This window comes from Alteromonas sp. G4i35 (genome assembly GCF_054960375.1).
This window is the reverse complement of the sequence record NZ_JBHNZD010000005.1, coordinates 82,728-100,293: the sequence shown is the minus strand read 5'-3', so window position 1 is coordinate 100,293 and position 17,566 is coordinate 82,728. Positions and strand designations below refer to the sequence as shown.

At 45.8% G+C, this 17,566-nt stretch carries 13 protein-coding genes; 6 read left to right on the top strand and 7 right to left on the bottom strand.

The features are described 5' to 3' along the window. The first annotated feature begins 73 nt into the window (after window positions 1–73). The 4 genes from ACFI6L_RS04280 to ACFI6L_RS04265 all read left to right on the top strand — a co-directional run bounded on the left by ACFI6L_RS04280 (window position 74) and on the right by ACFI6L_RS04265 (window position 4,754). Entirely contained in the window at window positions 74–535 is a 462-nt protein-coding gene (locus ACFI6L_RS04280) for a nuclear transport factor 2 family protein (RefSeq protein WP_014979105.1), read from the top strand. Window positions 536–587: 52 nt separating this feature from the next. Next, window positions 588–1,265, top strand: a complete 678-nt coding sequence (locus ACFI6L_RS04275; protein ID WP_462573492.1) for a glutathione S-transferase family protein — start codon at window positions 588–590, stop codon at window positions 1,263–1,265. A gap of 11 nt (window positions 1,266–1,276) precedes the next feature. Then, complete coding sequence (locus ACFI6L_RS04270) at window positions 1,277–2,287, top strand: pyridoxamine 5'-phosphate oxidase family protein (RefSeq protein ID WP_462573491.1); 1,011 nt, start codon at window positions 1,277–1,279, stop codon at window positions 2,285–2,287. 142 nt (window positions 2,288–2,429) lie between these two features. Next, complete coding sequence (locus ACFI6L_RS04265) at window positions 2,430–4,754, top strand: FdhF/YdeP family oxidoreductase (protein WP_462573490.1); 2,325 nt, start codon at window positions 2,430–2,432, stop codon at window positions 4,752–4,754. Between the two features lie 65 nt (window positions 4,755–4,819). Here the strand turns inward: ACFI6L_RS04265 and fdhD are convergent, their stop codons facing one another. The 6 genes from fdhD to topA all read right to left on the bottom strand — a co-directional run bounded on the left by fdhD (window position 4,820) and on the right by topA (window position 11,872). Continuing rightward, complete coding sequence (gene fdhD, locus ACFI6L_RS04260) at window positions 4,820–5,602, bottom strand: formate dehydrogenase accessory sulfurtransferase FdhD (protein ID WP_462573489.1); 783 nt, start codon at window positions 5,600–5,602, stop codon at window positions 4,820–4,822. Continuing rightward, the gene (mobA, locus tag ACFI6L_RS04255) at window positions 5,592–6,230 is read right to left on the bottom strand and encodes a molybdenum cofactor guanylyltransferase (protein WP_462573488.1); all 639 of its coding nucleotides are present in this window, start codon (window positions 6,228–6,230) and stop codon (window positions 5,592–5,594) included. The genes fdhD and mobA overlap by 11 nt, the downstream gene beginning before the upstream one ends. Further along, the gene (locus ACFI6L_RS04250) at window positions 6,223–7,134 is read right to left on the bottom strand and encodes a LysR family transcriptional regulator (RefSeq protein WP_014976308.1); all 912 of its coding nucleotides are present in this window, start codon (window positions 7,132–7,134) and stop codon (window positions 6,223–6,225) included. Before ACFI6L_RS04250 ends, mobA begins: the two co-directional genes overlap by 8 nt. Window positions 7,135–7,339: 205 nt before the next feature. Continuing rightward, window positions 7,340–8,179, bottom strand: coding sequence for a M8 family metallopeptidase (locus ACFI6L_RS04245; RefSeq protein ID WP_462573487.1), 840 nt, complete (start codon window positions 8,177–8,179; stop codon window positions 7,340–7,342). Between the two features lie 347 nt (window positions 8,180–8,526). Beyond that, on the bottom strand, window positions 8,527–9,078 hold the full coding sequence (locus ACFI6L_RS04240) for a DUF2058 domain-containing protein (RefSeq protein WP_014976306.1): 552 nt from the start codon (window positions 9,076–9,078) through the stop codon (window positions 8,527–8,529). A gap of 139 nt (window positions 9,079–9,217) precedes the next feature. Further along, window positions 9,218–11,872, bottom strand: coding sequence for a type I DNA topoisomerase (gene topA / locus ACFI6L_RS04235; protein ID WP_101564297.1), 2,655 nt, complete (start codon window positions 11,870–11,872; stop codon window positions 9,218–9,220). Window positions 11,873–12,267: 395 nt separating this feature from the next. Here topA and astB point away from each other — a divergent pair, with 395 nt between their 5' ends. Then, a complete protein-coding gene (gene astB / locus ACFI6L_RS04230) occupies window positions 12,268–13,608 on the top strand; it encodes an N-succinylarginine dihydrolase (protein WP_101564296.1) in 1,341 nt (446 codons plus the stop codon). Between the two features lie 78 nt (window positions 13,609–13,686). Here the strand turns inward: astB and ACFI6L_RS04225 are convergent, their stop codons facing one another. After that, complete coding sequence (locus ACFI6L_RS04225) at window positions 13,687–15,909, bottom strand: Ig-like domain-containing protein (protein ID WP_462573486.1); 2,223 nt, start codon at window positions 15,907–15,909, stop codon at window positions 13,687–13,689. Window positions 15,910–16,023: 114 nt separating this feature from the next. Here ACFI6L_RS04225 and ACFI6L_RS04220 point away from each other — a divergent pair, with 114 nt between their 5' ends. After that, window positions 16,024–17,370, top strand: coding sequence for a dicarboxylate/amino acid:cation symporter (locus ACFI6L_RS04220; protein ID WP_014998122.1), 1,347 nt, complete (start codon window positions 16,024–16,026; stop codon window positions 17,368–17,370). The last annotated feature ends 196 nt before the right edge of the window (window positions 17,371–17,566 follow it).

Sequence of the window (17,566 nt, the reverse complement as noted above, 5' to 3'; positions counted from 1 at the left end):
GCTCTCAGCTTTTGCACATTTTCGTTCAGGTTAACGTTTTTACACTACAGCCCAATGCCTACAGGAGTTAAATATGAGACCACCGCTTCCCCCCTTTTCACCTGAAACCGCAGCGCAAAAAGTGCGACTTGCTGAAGACGCATGGAACACCAAAGATGCGGTAAAAGTTGCAGGTGCTTATACCTTTGACTGCCGTTGGCGCAACCGAGCAGAATTTATTGAAGGACGTGCTCAAATAGTGAGTTTTTTGACGAGAAAGTGGAACAAAGAGCTCAACTATAAATTAGTAAAAGAGCTATGGGCATTCAACGCAAACCGCATAGCAGTGCGCTTTGCATACGAGTACAAGGACGATTCTGGTCAATGGTATAGAGCTTACGGTAATGAAAATTGGCAGTTCAACCTTGATGGCCTAATGGAAAAACGTATTGCCAGTATCAACGAACATCCTATTTCAGAAAGTGACCGAAAGTTCACCTGGGATGGCGAACGACGCCCTGACGATTTTCCCACGCTGTCCGAGCTTGAGCTGTAAACAATGTTGATAATAACACCCAACTAACCATTTCTATTGAGAGGATGAATTTATGACAAATCCAACAAGCAATACATTGCCAAAAAGCCCTATTGTTTTGATTCAAAACCCTAAATCTGGCCACTGCCACAAGGTTTCATTGTTTATGGCACTGAATGCCATCCCTTTCACAACCGTTGAGCCTGACATGGCCAAAGGCGAGCACAAGAGTGATCGCTTCAGTTCACTTAACGTGTTTAAACAAGTCCCCGTGATAACAGACGGTGATATCACGTTGGCTGACTCCAATGCCATTCTGGTTTATTTGATCCACGCATACGCAGACAGTGACTATTGGCTAGGAAGGGACGCCAAAGAAAAAGCGCTAATTCAACGCTGGCTATCAGTCTCAGCGGGTGAACTTGCTAAAGGGCCGGCCGCCGCGCGATTAGAATACGTATTTGGAGCAACGATTCATGTGCCCACAGTACTAGCCACCAGCGAGACGTTACTTGCAAACATGGAGGCTCATCTAGAAAACACGGTAAGTGCTTTTTTGGTTGGCGAACACGTTACCGCAGCAGACATCGCCATGTATTCGTATATAGCTCATGCCCCTGAAGGAGGAATATCGTTGTCCAAGTTTCCTCTTATCAATGCCTGGATAAATGAGGTTGAGAGCCTGGATAATTTTGTCCCAATGCCAGCGTCTGACATCGCACCAGCGCGCAATACCAGTCCGCATAGTTAATTGAGGTCGTTATGTCTCTACTTAAGCTATCATCCTTGAACCCAGCGTTTCATCAAGGCGAAATTGCACTGCAAAAAAAGCTGGAAATTGACAGGGAAATCGGTGAGCGGACGAATGGTTTTATCCGTAGCTTTATGCCGGAACAACACAGGCAGTTCTTTACATCCAGTCCGTTCACTGTTTTCGCCTTGGTAGACGAAAAAGGCCACCCTGTAGCCACGCCTGTTTGGGGAGAAGGAGATTTCATAGAAAGTCCCTCTGCTACCCAATTACGCTTTAGCCTACCAGTAGAAGTTTGGAATATGATGCAACACTCGTTAAATCTCGACGTGACTTCAGGCAGCAAAATTGGAATCGTCGGTATTGAATACGCTACAAGGCGAAGAAATCGGTTGAACGGTACGATAAGTCACGCAACTAATGAAAACCTTACGGTATTGGTAGATCAAAGTTTCGGTAACTGCCCCCAATACATTCACAAACGAACCACAGTCAAAAAACAACGTGCCGTTCAGACTGCCCCAATGAAAAACACAGTAGGTGCCGGTGATTCTACATTTTTTACTTCAACATCGAATGTGCTCACCCCAAACGCACGCTCGCTAATATCAAGGGCTGAAACGTTTTTTATTGCCTCACGACATAAATCTTTAGGCCATGCAGCGAATGAAGGGCTAGACGTTTCTCACAGGGGGGGCAAAGCAGGCTTTGTTAAAGTGGAAGGGAATTCGTTAATCTTTCCCGATTTTAGCGGTAATAAATTCTTTAATACCTTGGGCAACATCCTACTAGACCCACGCGTCGGTCTGTGTTTTTGGGATAATGAAACAGGTGACCTTCTGTTTATTAAAGCAAAGGCGAGTATCGAATCCCTCGAATCGAATATAACCGCATTTGAAGGTGCAGAGCGCTTTGTGTCTCTTTCGGTACTCTCGGTAACACATATTTCGGGTGTGTATCCCTACTCCCATGAGATTACAGACATGTCCCCCTATGCACTAAAGACAGGCGACTGGAAATAAGCGGTTAATTGATGAACCCTATCATCTAGTTAGCGTAATCAATTGGAATACCGTAACCAGAATGGTTACGCTGTTTAGACAAAAAGTCTTGGTTAGGTTTTGTAGACAAGGGCAAATGCCCGCGTAGACACAGGGGCAGAACATGAGTGATAAGCGTAACATCAAAACGTACAACAAACCCGCTGGCGGATGGGGAGCACTAAAGAGTGTAACCCAGAGCTGGATCCAAAGCGAAAAGCCACTTAAGAATCTACGAGCCATGCTCAAGACGAACCAAGACAAAGGCTTTGACTGCCCAGGCTGTGCGTGGGGTGAATCACCAGAAAGTGGTTTAGTGAAGTTTTGTGAAAATGGTGCTAAAGCAGTGAACTGGGAGTCTACCGGTCGCTATGTAGACCCAACATTTTTCCGTAAGTATTCGGTCGGCTCACTGAAAAAGCACACCGACTACTGGCTTGAGTCACAAGGGAGACTCACCCACCCTATGCGCTACAATGCTCAAGCAGACCATTACGAACCAGTATCATGGGACGATGCCTTCGCACTTATTGCCAAACACTTGAAGGGTTTACATTCCCCTCATCAGGCGGAGTTTTATACCTCCGGGCGGGCGAGTAATGAAGCCGCCTATTTATATCAGTTATTCGTGCGCGCATTTGGCACAAATAATTTTCCCGATTGTTCAAATATGTGCCACGAAGCGTCGGGGCAAGGTATGAAACCTACGATAGGCGTGGGCAAAGGCACAGTTACGTTCAATGATTTTGCAAAAGCAGACACCATTTTTGTTATCGGCCAAAATCCGGGAACTAACCACCCTCGCATGCTAGAACCTCTTCGTGAAGCAGTACGAAGAGGGGCGCAAGTGGTATGCTTCAACCCGTTAAAAGAGCGTGGCCTTGAACGATTTCAAAACCCGCAGCATCCCGTTGAAATGCTTACCAATGGCTCTGAGCCAACCAATACCGCCTATTTCAGGCCTGCTCTTGGTGGTGACATGGCGGTTATGCGCGGCATCGCTAAATGGCTGTTAACTTGGGAGCAAGAAGCCAAAGCGAACAATGCTCCTCCCGTATTCGACCACGACTTTATTAACGCACATACCAATGGAATGGACGATTATTTGAGTGCCGTTGAAGCGACGAGCTGGGAGCATATTGAAGCGCAGAGCGGTTTATCAAAAGACGAAATACGTCACGCGGCAACCATGTACAAACGTGGAGAACGGGTGATCATGTGCTGGGCAATGGGGATCACCCAACACAAGCACTCAGTAGCTACGGTTCAGGAAATAGTGAACGTACAACTACTACGAGGAAACGTGGGCAAGCCTGGTGCAGGGCTTTCTCCCGTTCGTGGCCACAGCAATGTGCAGGGGGATAGAACTGTGGGTATTAACGAAGTCCCCCCCAAAGCATTGCTTGACGCACTAGAGAACAAGTTTAACTTCGCCGTTCCACGAGAAAGAGGTCACAATACGATTCAAGCTATCCAGGCTATGGAAAGTGGTGAATCCAAAGTTTTCATCGGCCTAGGCGGTAATTTCGCCCAGGCGACGCCAGATACGCCGCGTACTCACGCTGCGCTGTCACAATGCGACTTAACCGTTCATATCGCCACCAAGTTAAATCGTTCTCACCTAACCACAGGTAAAGACGCGCTTATATTACCCTGCTTGGGACGTACTGAAATTGACATGCAGGCTAGCGGGCAACAAGGCGTGACTGTGGAAGATACGTTTTCTATGGTCCATATTTCTTATGGCCAACTTCCGCCAAGCTCGCCCGAACTTCGCTCTGAACCCGCTATTATTGCTGGTATCGCGAAGGCGACGTTAGGCAACACGCCGGTAGACTGGGACTTCTTAATAAGCGATTACGACAATATTCGTGAGCTCATTGCCGACACCATAGACGGTTTTAAAGACTTTAACACCAAACTCGCTCAACCAGGTGGTTTTCATTTAGGTAATGCAGCAGGTGAGAGACGCTGGTTAACACCATCGGGCAAAGCCGAGTTTGCTGCTAACGCCCTGCCTGATTCACTGTTAAATGCTGACCTCGTTGCGAAAGGTGAAGAGCCGGACCTCATTTTACAAACACTGCGCTCTCATGATCAGTACAACACAACTATTTATAGTATGGATGACCGCTACAGAAACGTGTTTGGCGCGCGGGACGTTCTGTTTGTCAATGAACGTGACATTAAGAAGCTGGGTTTTAACGATGGCGATAAAGTCGACATTACGTCAATGTGGAACGACGGCAAAACACGCCAAGTTAAACAGTTTATGTTGGTGGCTTACGACATCCCGCAAGGTCAAGCAGCAGCATATTACCCCGAAACCAATCCGTTAGTACCACTAGAAAGTTACGGTGATGGCACGTTCACACCAACATCGAAATTTATCGCGATCAAACTTTCGAAATCTGAATCAGATGGCCGAATAGCAGTCTCTGCGGTGTAAGCTTTTCTTTGCTTATCAGGCACTTATCAGTACAGACCCTTTGTTTCTAACTGGCTCGATGCGCACTACTTTTCTTGCGGTGCGTAAGCTCTCGGAGGGTCATACTTAGGTACATGGATCAGGGTGAGACCATAACGGCTTGCCCACTTTACTGATAAGGCTGTAGGAGCAGATAGCGTCACTACCAAAGGTAATTTAGCTCTTATCGCTTTTTGAACCAACTCTAAACTGCAGCGGCTTGTGAGCACAACAATACCTTCAGGTTGAAAGAGTTTTTTGGTGGTGATAGCACCAATTAATTTATCAAAAGCATTATGCCTTCCTATATCTTCTCGGCATGCCAGCACATTGCGCTTAGCATCAATGTAGAGCGCTCCATGCACCGCACCGCTCTGCTGAGCTAATGCTTGCGCATTAGATATAAGGCTTCGCAATCCTTTAAACCAGCTCACATCAGGCAAAGGCGATACATCCACAGACGTTAATTGAGGCAAAGCGTTGTCTAATGCCTCAACACCGCAGAGCCCACAGCCCGACGCCCCCGCCAATTGCCGTTTATTTTCCTTTAACTTCCAGAACGCCTGATTGGCAATTTCAACTTCCGCATTGATGTGTTCTTTGTGATGCGTTAATTCAATACCGTAAAGCTGGCGGGGATGTTCAATAATGTCGTTACTTAAACTGAAGCCCACAATGAAATCTTCAATGTCGTTTGGCGTTATCAGCATTACGGCATAATTAATACCGTTATAACTAATGCTTAAAGCGACTTCTTCGGCAAGGGCAAACTTTTGAGTATAGGGTGCAGCATCTAAAACCAAAGCGTGTTGTTCAGTATTACTTTTCATGTGGCCAATCACCTGGAGTATTCACATTCAGCCACTCTACGTCATCGTCATTAGACATATTTGCGAGACGCTTTTTGCTATCGCTTTCATCTTTACGCGCTGTTTTTTTGAGGCCGGCTTCTTTAAGAGAAACTGCATTGAGAATTTCTAAAAATCCTACCACTCGTCTTTTACTTTGCTCAACTAGATAGTTGGCTAAGAGGGCTTTGGTGTCCTGAGTAACGGGTAAATAGAAAGGCAAAAAGCGTTTTTCCACATAACATGCCTTTTCAGCCTCTCGCCCTCGCGAAACTAATATTCTCAAAAGCTCGGGCGTCATCTGCGGCATGTCAACGGGAAGAACAAGTAGTTCACAAGGATTGCCATTGTGATTATCAGATTGAGATAGTGCGTCTAAAACAGCATGTACTCCGCTAAGCGGACCTGCATCTTCAATTTTGTCATTCAAAAAGCCTGGCGCGTTGCGGCTAATTAACACTTTATCGCAACTCGCAGACTGTAAAAGTAACGAAGCATTATCGATGAGAGTACGGCCCTGATAACGCATAAGTGCTTTATCTTGCCCCATTCTACGCGATTGACCACCCGCAAGCACTAAACCGATGAGTGTCGTATTCACTTTACTCACTGCATATGCCTCCTTTATTGAAAATCTCCTCATATCCTTTTAAAAACTCAAAGCATTGCTTTGCAATGGGAGAGCTGGGTTCGCCTTTTCGCATGATGAGCCCTAAAGGCGAAATGGTTTTACCATCGTCAACAGTAACATAGGCGAGCCCTAAATCATCATTGGCCTTTGCGACGTTGGTTGGAAGGATCGTACAACACATCCCCTTTTTCACTGCTTGCAGTAAACAATGAACCGAGTCTGATTCAATAACAGGCTCATTGTTCACGCCCACATTAGCCATGTTTAACGTGATTGACTGCCTAAAGTGCATTGAAGGTGTTAATAACCCAAGTGGCAGTGATGAAAGAGACTGCCAGCTTAGGGTATCTTGCTCAAAGCAGTAATGATTAGGGTGATACAGCAACACCATTGGTGTAGCTTTAAACGGCAAAATATGGAAGTGTTGCGCGCTCATGCCTTCAAGGTAACAAAGACCCAGGTCAAGCTCGTTACGGTGTAGCGCGTTAACGATATACTCACTGCTATGTGTTTGTAAGGAAAACTGTAGTGCACTGTGCTGTTTTGAGAGGGTGTCAATAATGTCGATAGGATCGACACTCGCTAGAGGAACGGCACCAATCCGAAGTCGGCCAACTAAGGCGCCTTTGCACGATGCAGCTTCCGCTTGTAATCCGTCACACGCCGCTAAGATATTCCTTGCCCATGCCAAAATTCTTTCACCTTCCGGCGTAAAGCCTTGGAATCTGTGGTTGCGAGCCACCAACTGAATACCAAGCTCATCTTCTAAATTATGAAGGCGTGAAGAAAGCGTGGGTTGTGTAACATTGCACGACTTAGCCGCTTTACCGAAGTGCTGCGTCTCATCTAACGCGACCAGAAAACGGAGCTGACGAATATCCAAAGACCAATACCTTAATCATGATTGATAGCTTCTATCATGATTCTACCAATGGAATGCTTGACTTGTAAGTACATTAAACGCATGTTTTTAGAATAAGCCAAAAATCCCAAAGATATGTGCACATACTGATTGATAGAAGCTATCACTCAAGATTATTCGCCCAGCATAGATTTAGCATTTGTTCTGCGCAAGCGCTGCAACGCTGCTAGACCGACATCGCCTGAAAAATTTGTAGACGACGTGTACTAGCGCCTGTTGACCTTTGATGATGCCTTCTTACAACAAGTCCCATTGAAAATAGAAATAGCCATACCGTTGCGGCTTCACTTACTGCATGAGTAACCGTAGTCAAATAGCCAATATCAGCAAACGACGCTACAGTGGTATCACTTAACGAAATTGGATATGGCCCCAAATACCCTGTCATCAGGTCTGATGAACCACCAGGCCAAGGTTCGTCCCAGTGACTGTTGGCAGTGCCGGCTCCTCCCCCCAGTTCTACAGGAATAAATGTGGCGTTTTCAACAAACTCGCGGCGATAAATTTCCAAAGCGTACTCTCCGGTGTAATGCCCTGAACCGCTGACGTAGTTAGATTGGCTGCCCGCAATAAAAAAGTCGGTCGTCCACAATGTTCCAAATCCAATAACATGGGCCATCTCGTGTACGATGACATCAAAAAGCGTACCGCGACTTTCTAAGCTATCAAGGTCTGCCGTATCAAAACGCATTCGGCCTTTATTTGCATAAACAAAAGTGCTGTCTGGTAGCTGAGTGATACCCGTTGGGCCAGCACTACCCAATACGCCACCCACACCATCAAGTGCAACGCCACTCGCATCTATAACAATATTGTGATTAAACTCGCTTTGAACGCCTATTAGGTAAGACTCCCAATAAGCGATTGCATCATCAAAAACGCTGGATTGTGAAGGTGTTAAACCACCAAGATCGTTAATAGAAATTTTGAATAGTCCTGCATTTGCTGAAAAAGACACACACAACGACACCACAACACTGAAGAACCACTTAATTGAGACACCCATGGCACCCCTCCAAAACTAAGAAAAAACGTTCGATGCAAATAAAATGAGTAACGTAGGCCTGTTTATCTTTGCTGTATTTCAAAGCTCAACAGGGTAAGGACTAAAAAAACTATAGTAGAGAAAACCGTAAGTAGTTATGAGAAAGATTGCTTGTTAACGGCAAAAGTAAAAATTACTAAAGATCAACGTGTTGAATTTTTTAACAGAGAATGCTTAACGGTAAGTCGTTCGCCATTGGCACAATGACGTATTGGGAGTGGGAGAATTATTGAAACTTTTTTACGTCGACTTTCCCGCTTACCACGCTCTGTGATACAGAGCGCGGCTGCGAGAATGAATTTGAGGGCCTACCAGGTTAAATCATCTGGAATTTCATAATCGGCGTACCAATCATCTTCTTCTTCATCTTTACCGTCGGCTCCGCTCTTATCTAAATCAGCACGGTAAATAACTGAAGCCTCGTCGCGCTGCGCAATTTTGTCAGCAACGGGGGCTGGTACTAGTTCATAAGCGTCATCTAACAATACAACAGCCAAACGACCTTTTGTCACTTGCTTATGCATCTCTTCACTTACATACAGACGCTTTACTACGTTGTCGTGTGTAAAGTTAAGTAAAGTTTCGCCATTGCGCGGTTGTTTGTTTACCGTAATAAGCTGCCTTACCTGCGCAATAATTGAGCGCTTCTCTCGCTCCTGCTGTTGAAGCTGGTTTAGCTCGCGTGAGCGCGCTTTTTTCTCTTCAGCTGCTTGTTGAGCAGCAATAGTCGCTTCATCAACGACAGGTTGTTTTTGCTTATTCTTTTGCTTTTGTTTTTTGCGTTTATCTGCACGCGCTTGCTTTGCAGATGCTTTATCGGCCAAACCGGCTTTCAGTAGTTGGTCTTGTAAGGAGGCCATAATTACTCTCTGTTACTCTTTTTCTATTGATACGCTTTGCAGACGCTTACCGTCTTTTAACTACGTAACAAGCCCGAGCAATGTCGGGCTTGTGAATTTCAATTAAAGGTCTATTTTTACCTTTTCCGATGTAAAGGCGTTACTTCTTCTTGGCTTTAGTCGCTGGCTTTTTAGCGGCTTGCTCCTGCCATTTGCCATTGTCGTACCACGCAGACCATCCCGTTGCTTTACCATTGTCATTCTCAGACATCACGTATTGCTGTTTGGTCTTTCTGCTGTATCGAACTATTGCAGGGTTACCATCAGGGTCCGTTTGTGGCGCATCAGCAAGATAGTAGAATTTCGGCGAAATTCTATCTCTAAAGCGAGCAAGTTCTTCCACTTTCGGCGCACGAGTTTCACGCGACTTTGGAAAGTTATGCGCCGCTAAGAAAATTCCCGAAGCGCCATCACGTAGCATAAAGTGCGCGTCAGACTTTTCACACGGAAGCTCAGGTAAATCTACCGGATCTTCTTTTGGCGGCGCAGCTTCACCGTTTCTAAGTAGCTTACGAGTATTCTTACACTCTTCGTTGGTGCAGCCGAAGTATTTACCAAATCGACCGTTTTTAAGCTCCATATCGCTGCCACATTTATCACACTCAATAATGGGGCCGTCATAGCCTTTTATCTTGAATGTGCCTGTTTCAACTAAGGTGCCATCACATGTTGGCGTGTTACCACACACATGAAGTTTACGGGTTTCGTCAACCAAGTAACTGTCCATCGCCGTGCCGCACTTAGGACAACGCTTTTTAGAACGAAGCGCTTCTGTTTCGAGCTCTTCTTCATCGTCCACTTTCACGACTTCGTCACCAGGCGTTAAATTCATGGTGTTTGTGCAGCGCTCTTTCGGCGGTAAATTGTAGCCTGAACAGCCCAAGAATACGCCAGTTGACGCGGTTCTCACGTTCATTTCACGGCCGCATTTATCGCACTCAACACCTGCAGGCACTGCCTGATTCAAGCGCATACCGCCCTCTTCAGGGTCTTTCTCAGCGTTTAACAGTTTTCCGTAGAAGCCGCTGTAAAAGTCGTTGAGCACGTCCTTCCAATCTTTCTTGCCTTCAGCAATATCATCAAGATGCTGCTCCATGTTGGCAGTAAAGTCATAGCTCATTAAATCGTCAAAGTTTTCCATCAGACGATCGTTTACTATTTCGCCCATTTTCTCGGCATAAAAACGCTTATTCTCTAAGCGCACATAGCCGCGATCTTGAATCGTCGAAATAATACTGGCGTAGGTCGATGGACGACCAATACCGCGTTTTTCAAGCTCTTTTACCAACGAAGCTTCATTAAATCGCGCTACAGGCTTGGTGAAGTGCTGTTTAGGATCAAGCGCTTTTAAGTCAAGCACATCGCCTTTTTGTACATCAGGCAACATGAGCTCTTCTTCGCCTTTTTTACGAAGCTGAGGTTGAACGCGAGTCCAGCCATCGAACTTAAGTACGCGGCCCTTCGCCGTCAGCTCGTAATCACCCGCCGCCACTTTGATAGTGGTTGCATCGTACTTAGCTGGAGTCATTTGACAGGCCACAAACTGGCGCCAAATAAGCTCATAAAGACGCTGTGCATCGCGTTCCATATCGCCTAAACTTGCAGCACTTATGCTCACGTTTGAAGGACGGATCGCTTCGTGCGCCTCTTGCGCACCTTCTTTACTGCCGTAGCGATTTGGCGAATCAGGCAGGTACTTGTCACCAAAATTATCTGAAATGTATGCACGAGCACTGTCCAACGCCTCTTGGCTTAAATTGGTTGAATCCGTACGCATATAGGTGATGTAGCCCGCCTCATAAAGGCGCTGTGCCATCATCATGGTTTTCTTAACACCAAAGCCCAATCGAGTACTTGCCGCTTGTTGTAGCGTTGAGGTAATAAATGGTGCAGAAGGACGACTTTGCGTAGGCTTTGACTCGCGGCTTTCTACCGTGTAGTTAGCCCCTTCTAAGTCACCAAGCGCTTTATCAGTTTCGGCCTTGTTTTTAGGCTTGAACGCATTGCCCTGGTGCTTTGCTACCAGCATGCGTAGTGCCGCTTTTTGCTGGCTAGTTAAATCTGCGTGTACGTCCCAAAACTCTTCAGGTACAAACGCTTTAATTTCTCGCTCACGCTCTACAACAAGCCTAACCGCAACCGATTGAACACGCCCAGCTGACAGGCCTCGCGCAATTTTTTTCCACAGAAGTGGCGATACCATGAAGCCTACGACACGGTCTAGGAATCGGCGAGCCTGCTGCGCATTAACACGGGAGATATTTAACTCACCCGGATCTGAGAACGCATCTTGAATCGCGTTTTTAGTAATTTCGTTAAACACCACTCGCTGGTAAGTTTTGTCTTTTTTACCTAGCAGCTCTTGTAAATGCCATGCAATCGCTTCCCCTTCGCGGTCCAAATCGGTCGCGAGATAGATAGTGTCAGCATCTTTAGCAAGCTTTTTAAGTTCGTTAACGACTTTCTCTTTACCCTGTAGCACTTGATAGTGGGCTTTCCAATCTTTCTCTGGATCCACACCCATTCTGTCTACAAGCTTCAAATATTCGTGACGGCGAAGATATTCTTGACGCTCTTCTTCGCTTAAAGTTTTGAGTTCTTTAGCCGGTTTTTTAGGCTCTACTTTGCCTAAAGCCTTCGTCGGAAGATCTCGCACGTGGCCAACCGAACTTTTTACGATAAAATTTTTACCGAGATATTTATTTATCGTTTTCGCTTTGGCTGGTGACTCGACTATGACCAGTGATTTTGCCATATAATTGAACTAAACCTATTGATTTTTAATGACTATTTACGTCAAATTCTGAAAATTGGAGCAACCTTGCGCTTTATATAGGGTACTCGCTCTTTTTTAACATATATCTACAAAGTGAATGGAAAACAAGATCTTCTTCATACTTATTCTTTCCTTTGCTTTAAACACGCGCAAAAACTGCACAATAAATGAACAGCGCGATTGGCATTGGCCTTAAAAGCCGTATAATGCCAGCCATTCCAACCTAGCCTGACAACATGTTCAGGTGTGAAGAAGTGCATCGTTTGTCCCTGTAAAAGAACGAAAGCGTTGCCGCTGCTATTAAATTAATCGCAGTGCGTATGGAAAAGTAACATATAGGGTCAAGCGCCAAAACTCCAAGAATGAGGGAAAGTATGAAGCAGTTTGAAGTTAACTTTGATGGTCTTGTAGGACCTACCCATAACTATGCCGGTTTGTCGTTTGGCAATGTCGCTTCCCTGAACAATGCAAATGCGAAGAGCAGCCCAAAGCAAGCGGCTAAACAAGGTCTTGCAAAGGCGAAAGCGTTAGCCGATATGGGAATGGTTCAAGGTGTGTTGGCCCCACAAGAGCGTCCTGACATCGCCGCACTGCGCCGTTTAGGCTTCACAGGCTCTGATGCTCGCGTGCTAGAAAGCGCTGCAAAGCAATCTCGCGAGATTTTCCTTGCTTGTTGTTCTGCCAGTAGCATGTGGACTGCAAATGCCGCCACTGTGTCTCCTAGTGCCGATACTGCCGATGGTCGCGTTCACTTTACCCCTGCAAACTTAACTAATAAGTTCCATCGTTCACTAGAGCCTCAGGTTACAGGCAATATCCTGCGCGGTACATTTGCCAATGAAAAGCACTTTGCTCATCACCAGCACCTGCCAGATAACGAGCATTTTGGTGACGAAGGTGCAGCCAACCACACGCGACTTTGCCGCAACTATGGTCAGGCAGGCGTAGAGTTGTTTGTTTATGGTCGTCATGCATTTGATACCAGCAAACCAGCACCGAAAAAATATCCTGCTCGCCAAACGCTAGAAGCATGCCAAGCAGTAGCTCGCTTACACGGTCTAGACGACGATGGCGTAGTTTACATGCAGCAAAACCCAGACGTTATCGACCAGGGCGTATTCCACAACGATGTGATCGCTGTTGGTAACCAAAATGTGTTGTTTTTCCACGAGCAAGCGTTTTATCAAAAAGACGCTGGATTTAAAGAGCTTCAAGCTAAATTTGGTAGCGAACCGCTGCATTTTATTGAAGTGCCGACTGCTGAAGTCTCTGTACAAGACGCAGTAAAAACCTACTTGTTCAACACGCAAATTATAACGCTTCCAGGTGGTGATATGACCATCATCGCGCCAACTGAGTGTGAGGAAAATGAAGCCGTTAAGCGCTATTTAGACAAGCTGGTAACTCTGGGTACGCCCATTAAGTCGGTTAATTATTTTGATGTTAAACAAAGCATGCGTAATGGCGGTGGTCCGGCATGTTTGCGTTTGCGCGTTGCGATGAATGACCAAGAACTTGCCGCAGTTAATCAAAATACGTTAATCAACGATACACAGTTCGCTCGCCTAAACGCTTGGGTCGACAAGCACTATCGCGATGAATTAGGTGAAGATGACTTGCGCGATCCGCAGCTTCTCATTGAATCTCGTACTGCGCTTGATGAGCTTACACAAATCCTTAAAATTGGTTCGGTTTACCCATTCCAACAGGCGTAAGTTAAGTCTGATTAAAATTAAGCGAAAAAGAAAGCCGGCTATAAGCCGGCTTTTTGTTACTTGTTAAGTATAAACTCTTTATGGTGTGACCAGCGTACACTGGTCAGTTACGCCGAATGGATTTGCCGGCGGTGACGCCCCTTCATCCGTCACATCGTCAGCAGAAATACTTAGGGTGTAACGCATCTTCGCACTTGCTTCACTGCCTGTAGACTGACCGAACACTGAAATGACGGCGTCATACCAGATTGCATAACTTCGAGGATAACGGTATTCCAATTCCGCGTAGCCATTCTCATCTGTCACCGCTGCACCGTTGGCAAACGCGATGGTTCCAATTAATCCAGGAGTTAACATACCGTCTTCATTGGTATCTTCATCTCTTGGCGTTGTATCCAAAATACCGTTGTCGTTAACGTCTTCGGTTTCACAGTTTTGATTTACTATTGCAACCCATTGAGAAGCATCATCGTCGAATACCCAAAAGCCGGTTCTATACTCACCGCCATTTACGTATTTTACCGGCGCAACTGACGCAGTCAGGTTGACGCCACTGACTGGCTGACCTGCAGAATCTGATACAAACACACCAAAGCGCTTCAGGTAAGAAGTCGATGTGGCTTCTTCAAGCTCATTACCCGTTCCTAGCGAGATATCAAAAGCACGTGCGCCCACTGTTAACACAACCTCGTCGTCAATGGCTGGGTCGTCAGCAACAAACGCAGTAACCACTACCGCGTCTTGAGTCGATACCGATCCTGAAGTAAAGACGGTGGTCGCTATCCCCTTGCTGTCGGTGGTTGCCTGAGAAGGTGATACAAATCCGGTCGATACGTCAGATACAGAGAAGTTAACCACACTGTTCTTCACTAGGTTTCCATCAACGTCACGAACAACTGCACTGATGGTACTGGTTTGACCGTCAGGGCCAATAATGTCAGGTGATGCATCGGCAATCAGTGTGTGAGGTGTGGTAGCAATAAACTCAATCTGAGTGAGTGCTGAAACCAACACATTCCCACTTCCGTCACTCGCTGATGCAGTAATTGAAGAGATACCAGCATTATTCGCACTGATATCAATACTCGCTTGCCCTTCTGCATCGGTCACTACAGTTGCGTTGCCCGCAATAACGCCACGTGACGCGCTAAAAGTAACATTCTGACCTACCACAGGCGTGTTGTCTTGACGCCACTGGACCGTAATAGTTTGAGTCTGCCCTAGCGGCACTTCCTCTGTAGGCAAGTTGACAAAGTTAAATTCGTCTTGCTGAACTTGCACCGTAAAGCTGGTCTCAGCGTTAAGTGCTGCCGCAGTGATAGTATCTTCGCCAGACGTTGATGCAGTGTAAGACACTGTCGCTTGTCCGTTTGCGCCCGTATTAACAGTCGTGCTGCTAAGCGTTCCATTAACCGCACTTAGCACTACGTCTTGGTTGAGAATTGATGTTCCGTCAGAGTCCTGAACACGAATTGTATAATCTACGCTGTCGTTCAAAATAACTGACGATGCACCGTTGATGGTGACTTCTGTACCAGCAATGGTAATTTCAACTGTTTGCGTAAGGCTGCCTGCACCTGCTGTAATGGTGACGGTGCGGTTTGACGCATCGTTTTGAGACGTTAATATTGCGCGCGCTGTACCATCTGCGGCGGTTTCTGGTTGAGTTAATTGAAGTTCAACCCCATCGCCTGATGCGGCAGAGAAGCTTACTTCTACCCCTTCCATCAGCACACTTTGTTCATTTTTAACCAGTGCTATCAACTCAACTTCATCACTACCACTTGATGCAAGCTGAATACTGTTTGCATAAAGCTCTAACGAAGCTGGTTCTTCTCTAACTGTGGTACTGCCTGTGGCTGAAAACGTGGTGGTTCCGGTTTCACCAGTTCCCAGCGCCGCAGTTATTTCACCGTCCCCAGATGCCGTGCTAGCTTCAAGACCTAAGCGAGCAACGCCGTCTGAATTAGTACGCGCTGTACCTGTGTCGTTACCAAATTCAGCTAAATCTTGATTGCTTAAGGTAAAGGTCAGCAACGCGTCTGAATGCGGATTACCGTCTTGATCTGTCACTGTTGCAACAATAACCAAGCTATTATTTTCAGAGAGATTATTATCGCTTTCTCCACTTTCGTTTTCGAGTGTCAAAGCAATTGAATAAGAGGGTGATGAAGAACCGCCGCCGCCTCCGCTTCCACTGTCTGTGTTATCCCGAGTGACTGATGAATCGCCTCCACCACCACATGCTGTTAGCATAAATAATGCGCTAATTAGGCTAAGCGTTTTCGCTAATGTCGACATAATTCGTTCCTGAACCTCTTTTATTGACAATTGCGTCGTTTTTTATGTTTAAAAATCAACTGAATCTGGCACACTACGAAAGATTAAAAATATAAAAATGCACAGGGAACATTAATGTCTTCATCTGCACATAAATATAGTTTAACCGCCCGTATTTTTATCGGCATGGCTGCCGGTATCTTGACTGGTGTCTTTCTCCAACTATTGTTTGATGATAGCGGAGATTTTACTTTTTCGATATTCGGTTTAGAGTTCTCAACGTATAACATTCTTGTAGAAGGTATATTTTCCACTCTCGGCCAAATATTTATAGCCAGCTTAAAAATGCTCGTGGTTCCCCTTGTCTTTGTTTCCCTTATTTGCGGAACCAGTACGCTGTCAGACCCAAGTAAGTTGGGAAGACTTGGCGCAAAATCGGTTGGTTTATATGTTGTCACAACCGCAATCGCCATAACACTAGCCATGAGTATAGCTTTAGTGGTGTCTCCCGGTGATGGTCTAAATCTAACGACCGATACAGCCTTCCAAGCAAAAGAGGCCCCCAGTCTTTCAGACGTCATCGTTAATATGTTCCCGAGCAACCCTATTAACTCAATGGCTCAAGGCAATATGCTTCAAATCATTGTATTTGCTGTACTGTTTGGTATAGCAATGGCGATGACAGGCGATGCTGGCAAGCGCCTAACCGCTATCTTCGAAGATATTAATACAGTGATCATGCGCCTGGTTACCATCATCATGAACTTAGCACCATATGGCGTGTACGTGTTGATGGCAAAACTCTTCTCAACCATTGGTGGCGATACCATACTGAGCCTGGCAAAATACTTCTTCTTGGTATTTGGCGTATTAATTCTTCACGGCCTTGTCACTTACTCCGTTCTGCTAAAAGCCCTATCGGGATTAAATCCCGTTATTCTGATGAAAAAAATGCGCGATGCGGCGCTATTCGCCTTTAGTACATCCAGCAGTAGCGCAACGTTACCCGTCACTATGGAAACAGCAAAAAATAAGCTTGGCGTTGGTAACTCGGTATCATCATTTACCCTACCGCTAGGTGCGACAATTAACATGGACGGTACTGCCATTATGCAGGGTGTAGCAACGGTATTCATTGCCCAAGTTTACGCTGTCGATTTGAGCCTAGGTGACTACATGATGGTAGTACTCACCGCCACCTTAGCATCAATTGGGACCGCAGGCGTTCCAGGTGTAGGTCTTATTATGCTAGCTATGGTATTGCAGCAAGTGAACTTACCGGTTGAAGGTATCGCACTTATTATCGGTGTAGACAGATTGCTAGACATGACGCGAACTGCGGTGAATATTACGGGTGACTGTATGGTGTCTTGTATTGTAGCTAAAAGCGAAGGCGCATTAGATGAAAGCGTTTATAACGACCCGAAAGCGGGTTTGAAACAAGAAGATGTTGATTTCGAACACTTTGAAAGAAATAAGTAACCCTGACAAAAAGCCTCTTTAGATTGGGTTGTACATAAATTTGAAGAGGCACTAGCAAACTATAAGGCCAGCATTAAATGCTGGCCTTTTTATTCACCTAAACCAAATGTGCGAAGTGCAAAGGTTAAAATGGTAGCTTTCTAAAAGCTGTGCACGCTTATTCACCTCTCATTTGGTAAATGAACGCCCCCTCGGC

Excerpts from the sequence above, each read along its gene's own strand:
- ACFI6L_RS04240 (WP_014976306.1), bottom strand. The coding sequence starts at position 9,078 with ATGGCCTCCTTACAAGACCAACTACTGAAAGCCGGTTTGGCCGATAAA.
- ACFI6L_RS04245 (WP_462573487.1), bottom strand. The coding sequence starts at position 8,179 with ATGGGTGTCTCAATTAAGTGGTTCTTCAGTGTTGTGGTGTCGTTGTGT.
- ACFI6L_RS04275 (WP_462573492.1), top strand. The coding sequence starts at position 588 with ATGACAAATCCAACAAGCAATACATTGCCAAAAAGCCCTATTGTTTTG.
- ACFI6L_RS04220 (WP_014998122.1), top strand. The coding sequence starts at position 16,024 with ATGTCTTCATCTGCACATAAATATAGTTTAACCGCCCGTATTTTTATC.
- ACFI6L_RS04270 (WP_462573491.1), top strand. The coding sequence starts at position 1,277 with ATGTCTCTACTTAAGCTATCATCCTTGAACCCAGCGTTTCATCAAGGC.
- astB (WP_101564296.1), top strand. The coding sequence starts at position 12,268 with ATGAAGCAGTTTGAAGTTAACTTTGATGGTCTTGTAGGACCTACCCAT.
- fdhD (WP_462573489.1), bottom strand. The coding sequence starts at position 5,602 with ATGAAAAGTAATACTGAACAACACGCTTTGGTTTTAGATGCTGCACCC.
- ACFI6L_RS04280 (WP_014979105.1), top strand. The coding sequence starts at position 74 with ATGAGACCACCGCTTCCCCCCTTTTCACCTGAAACCGCAGCGCAAAAA.
- ACFI6L_RS04225 (WP_462573486.1), bottom strand. The coding sequence starts at position 15,909 with ATGTCGACATTAGCGAAAACGCTTAGCCTAATTAGCGCATTATTTATG.
- topA (WP_101564297.1), bottom strand. The coding sequence starts at position 11,872 with ATGGCAAAATCACTGGTCATAGTCGAGTCACCAGCCAAAGCGAAAACG.
- ACFI6L_RS04265 (WP_462573490.1), top strand. The coding sequence starts at position 2,430 with ATGAGTGATAAGCGTAACATCAAAACGTACAACAAACCCGCTGGCGGA.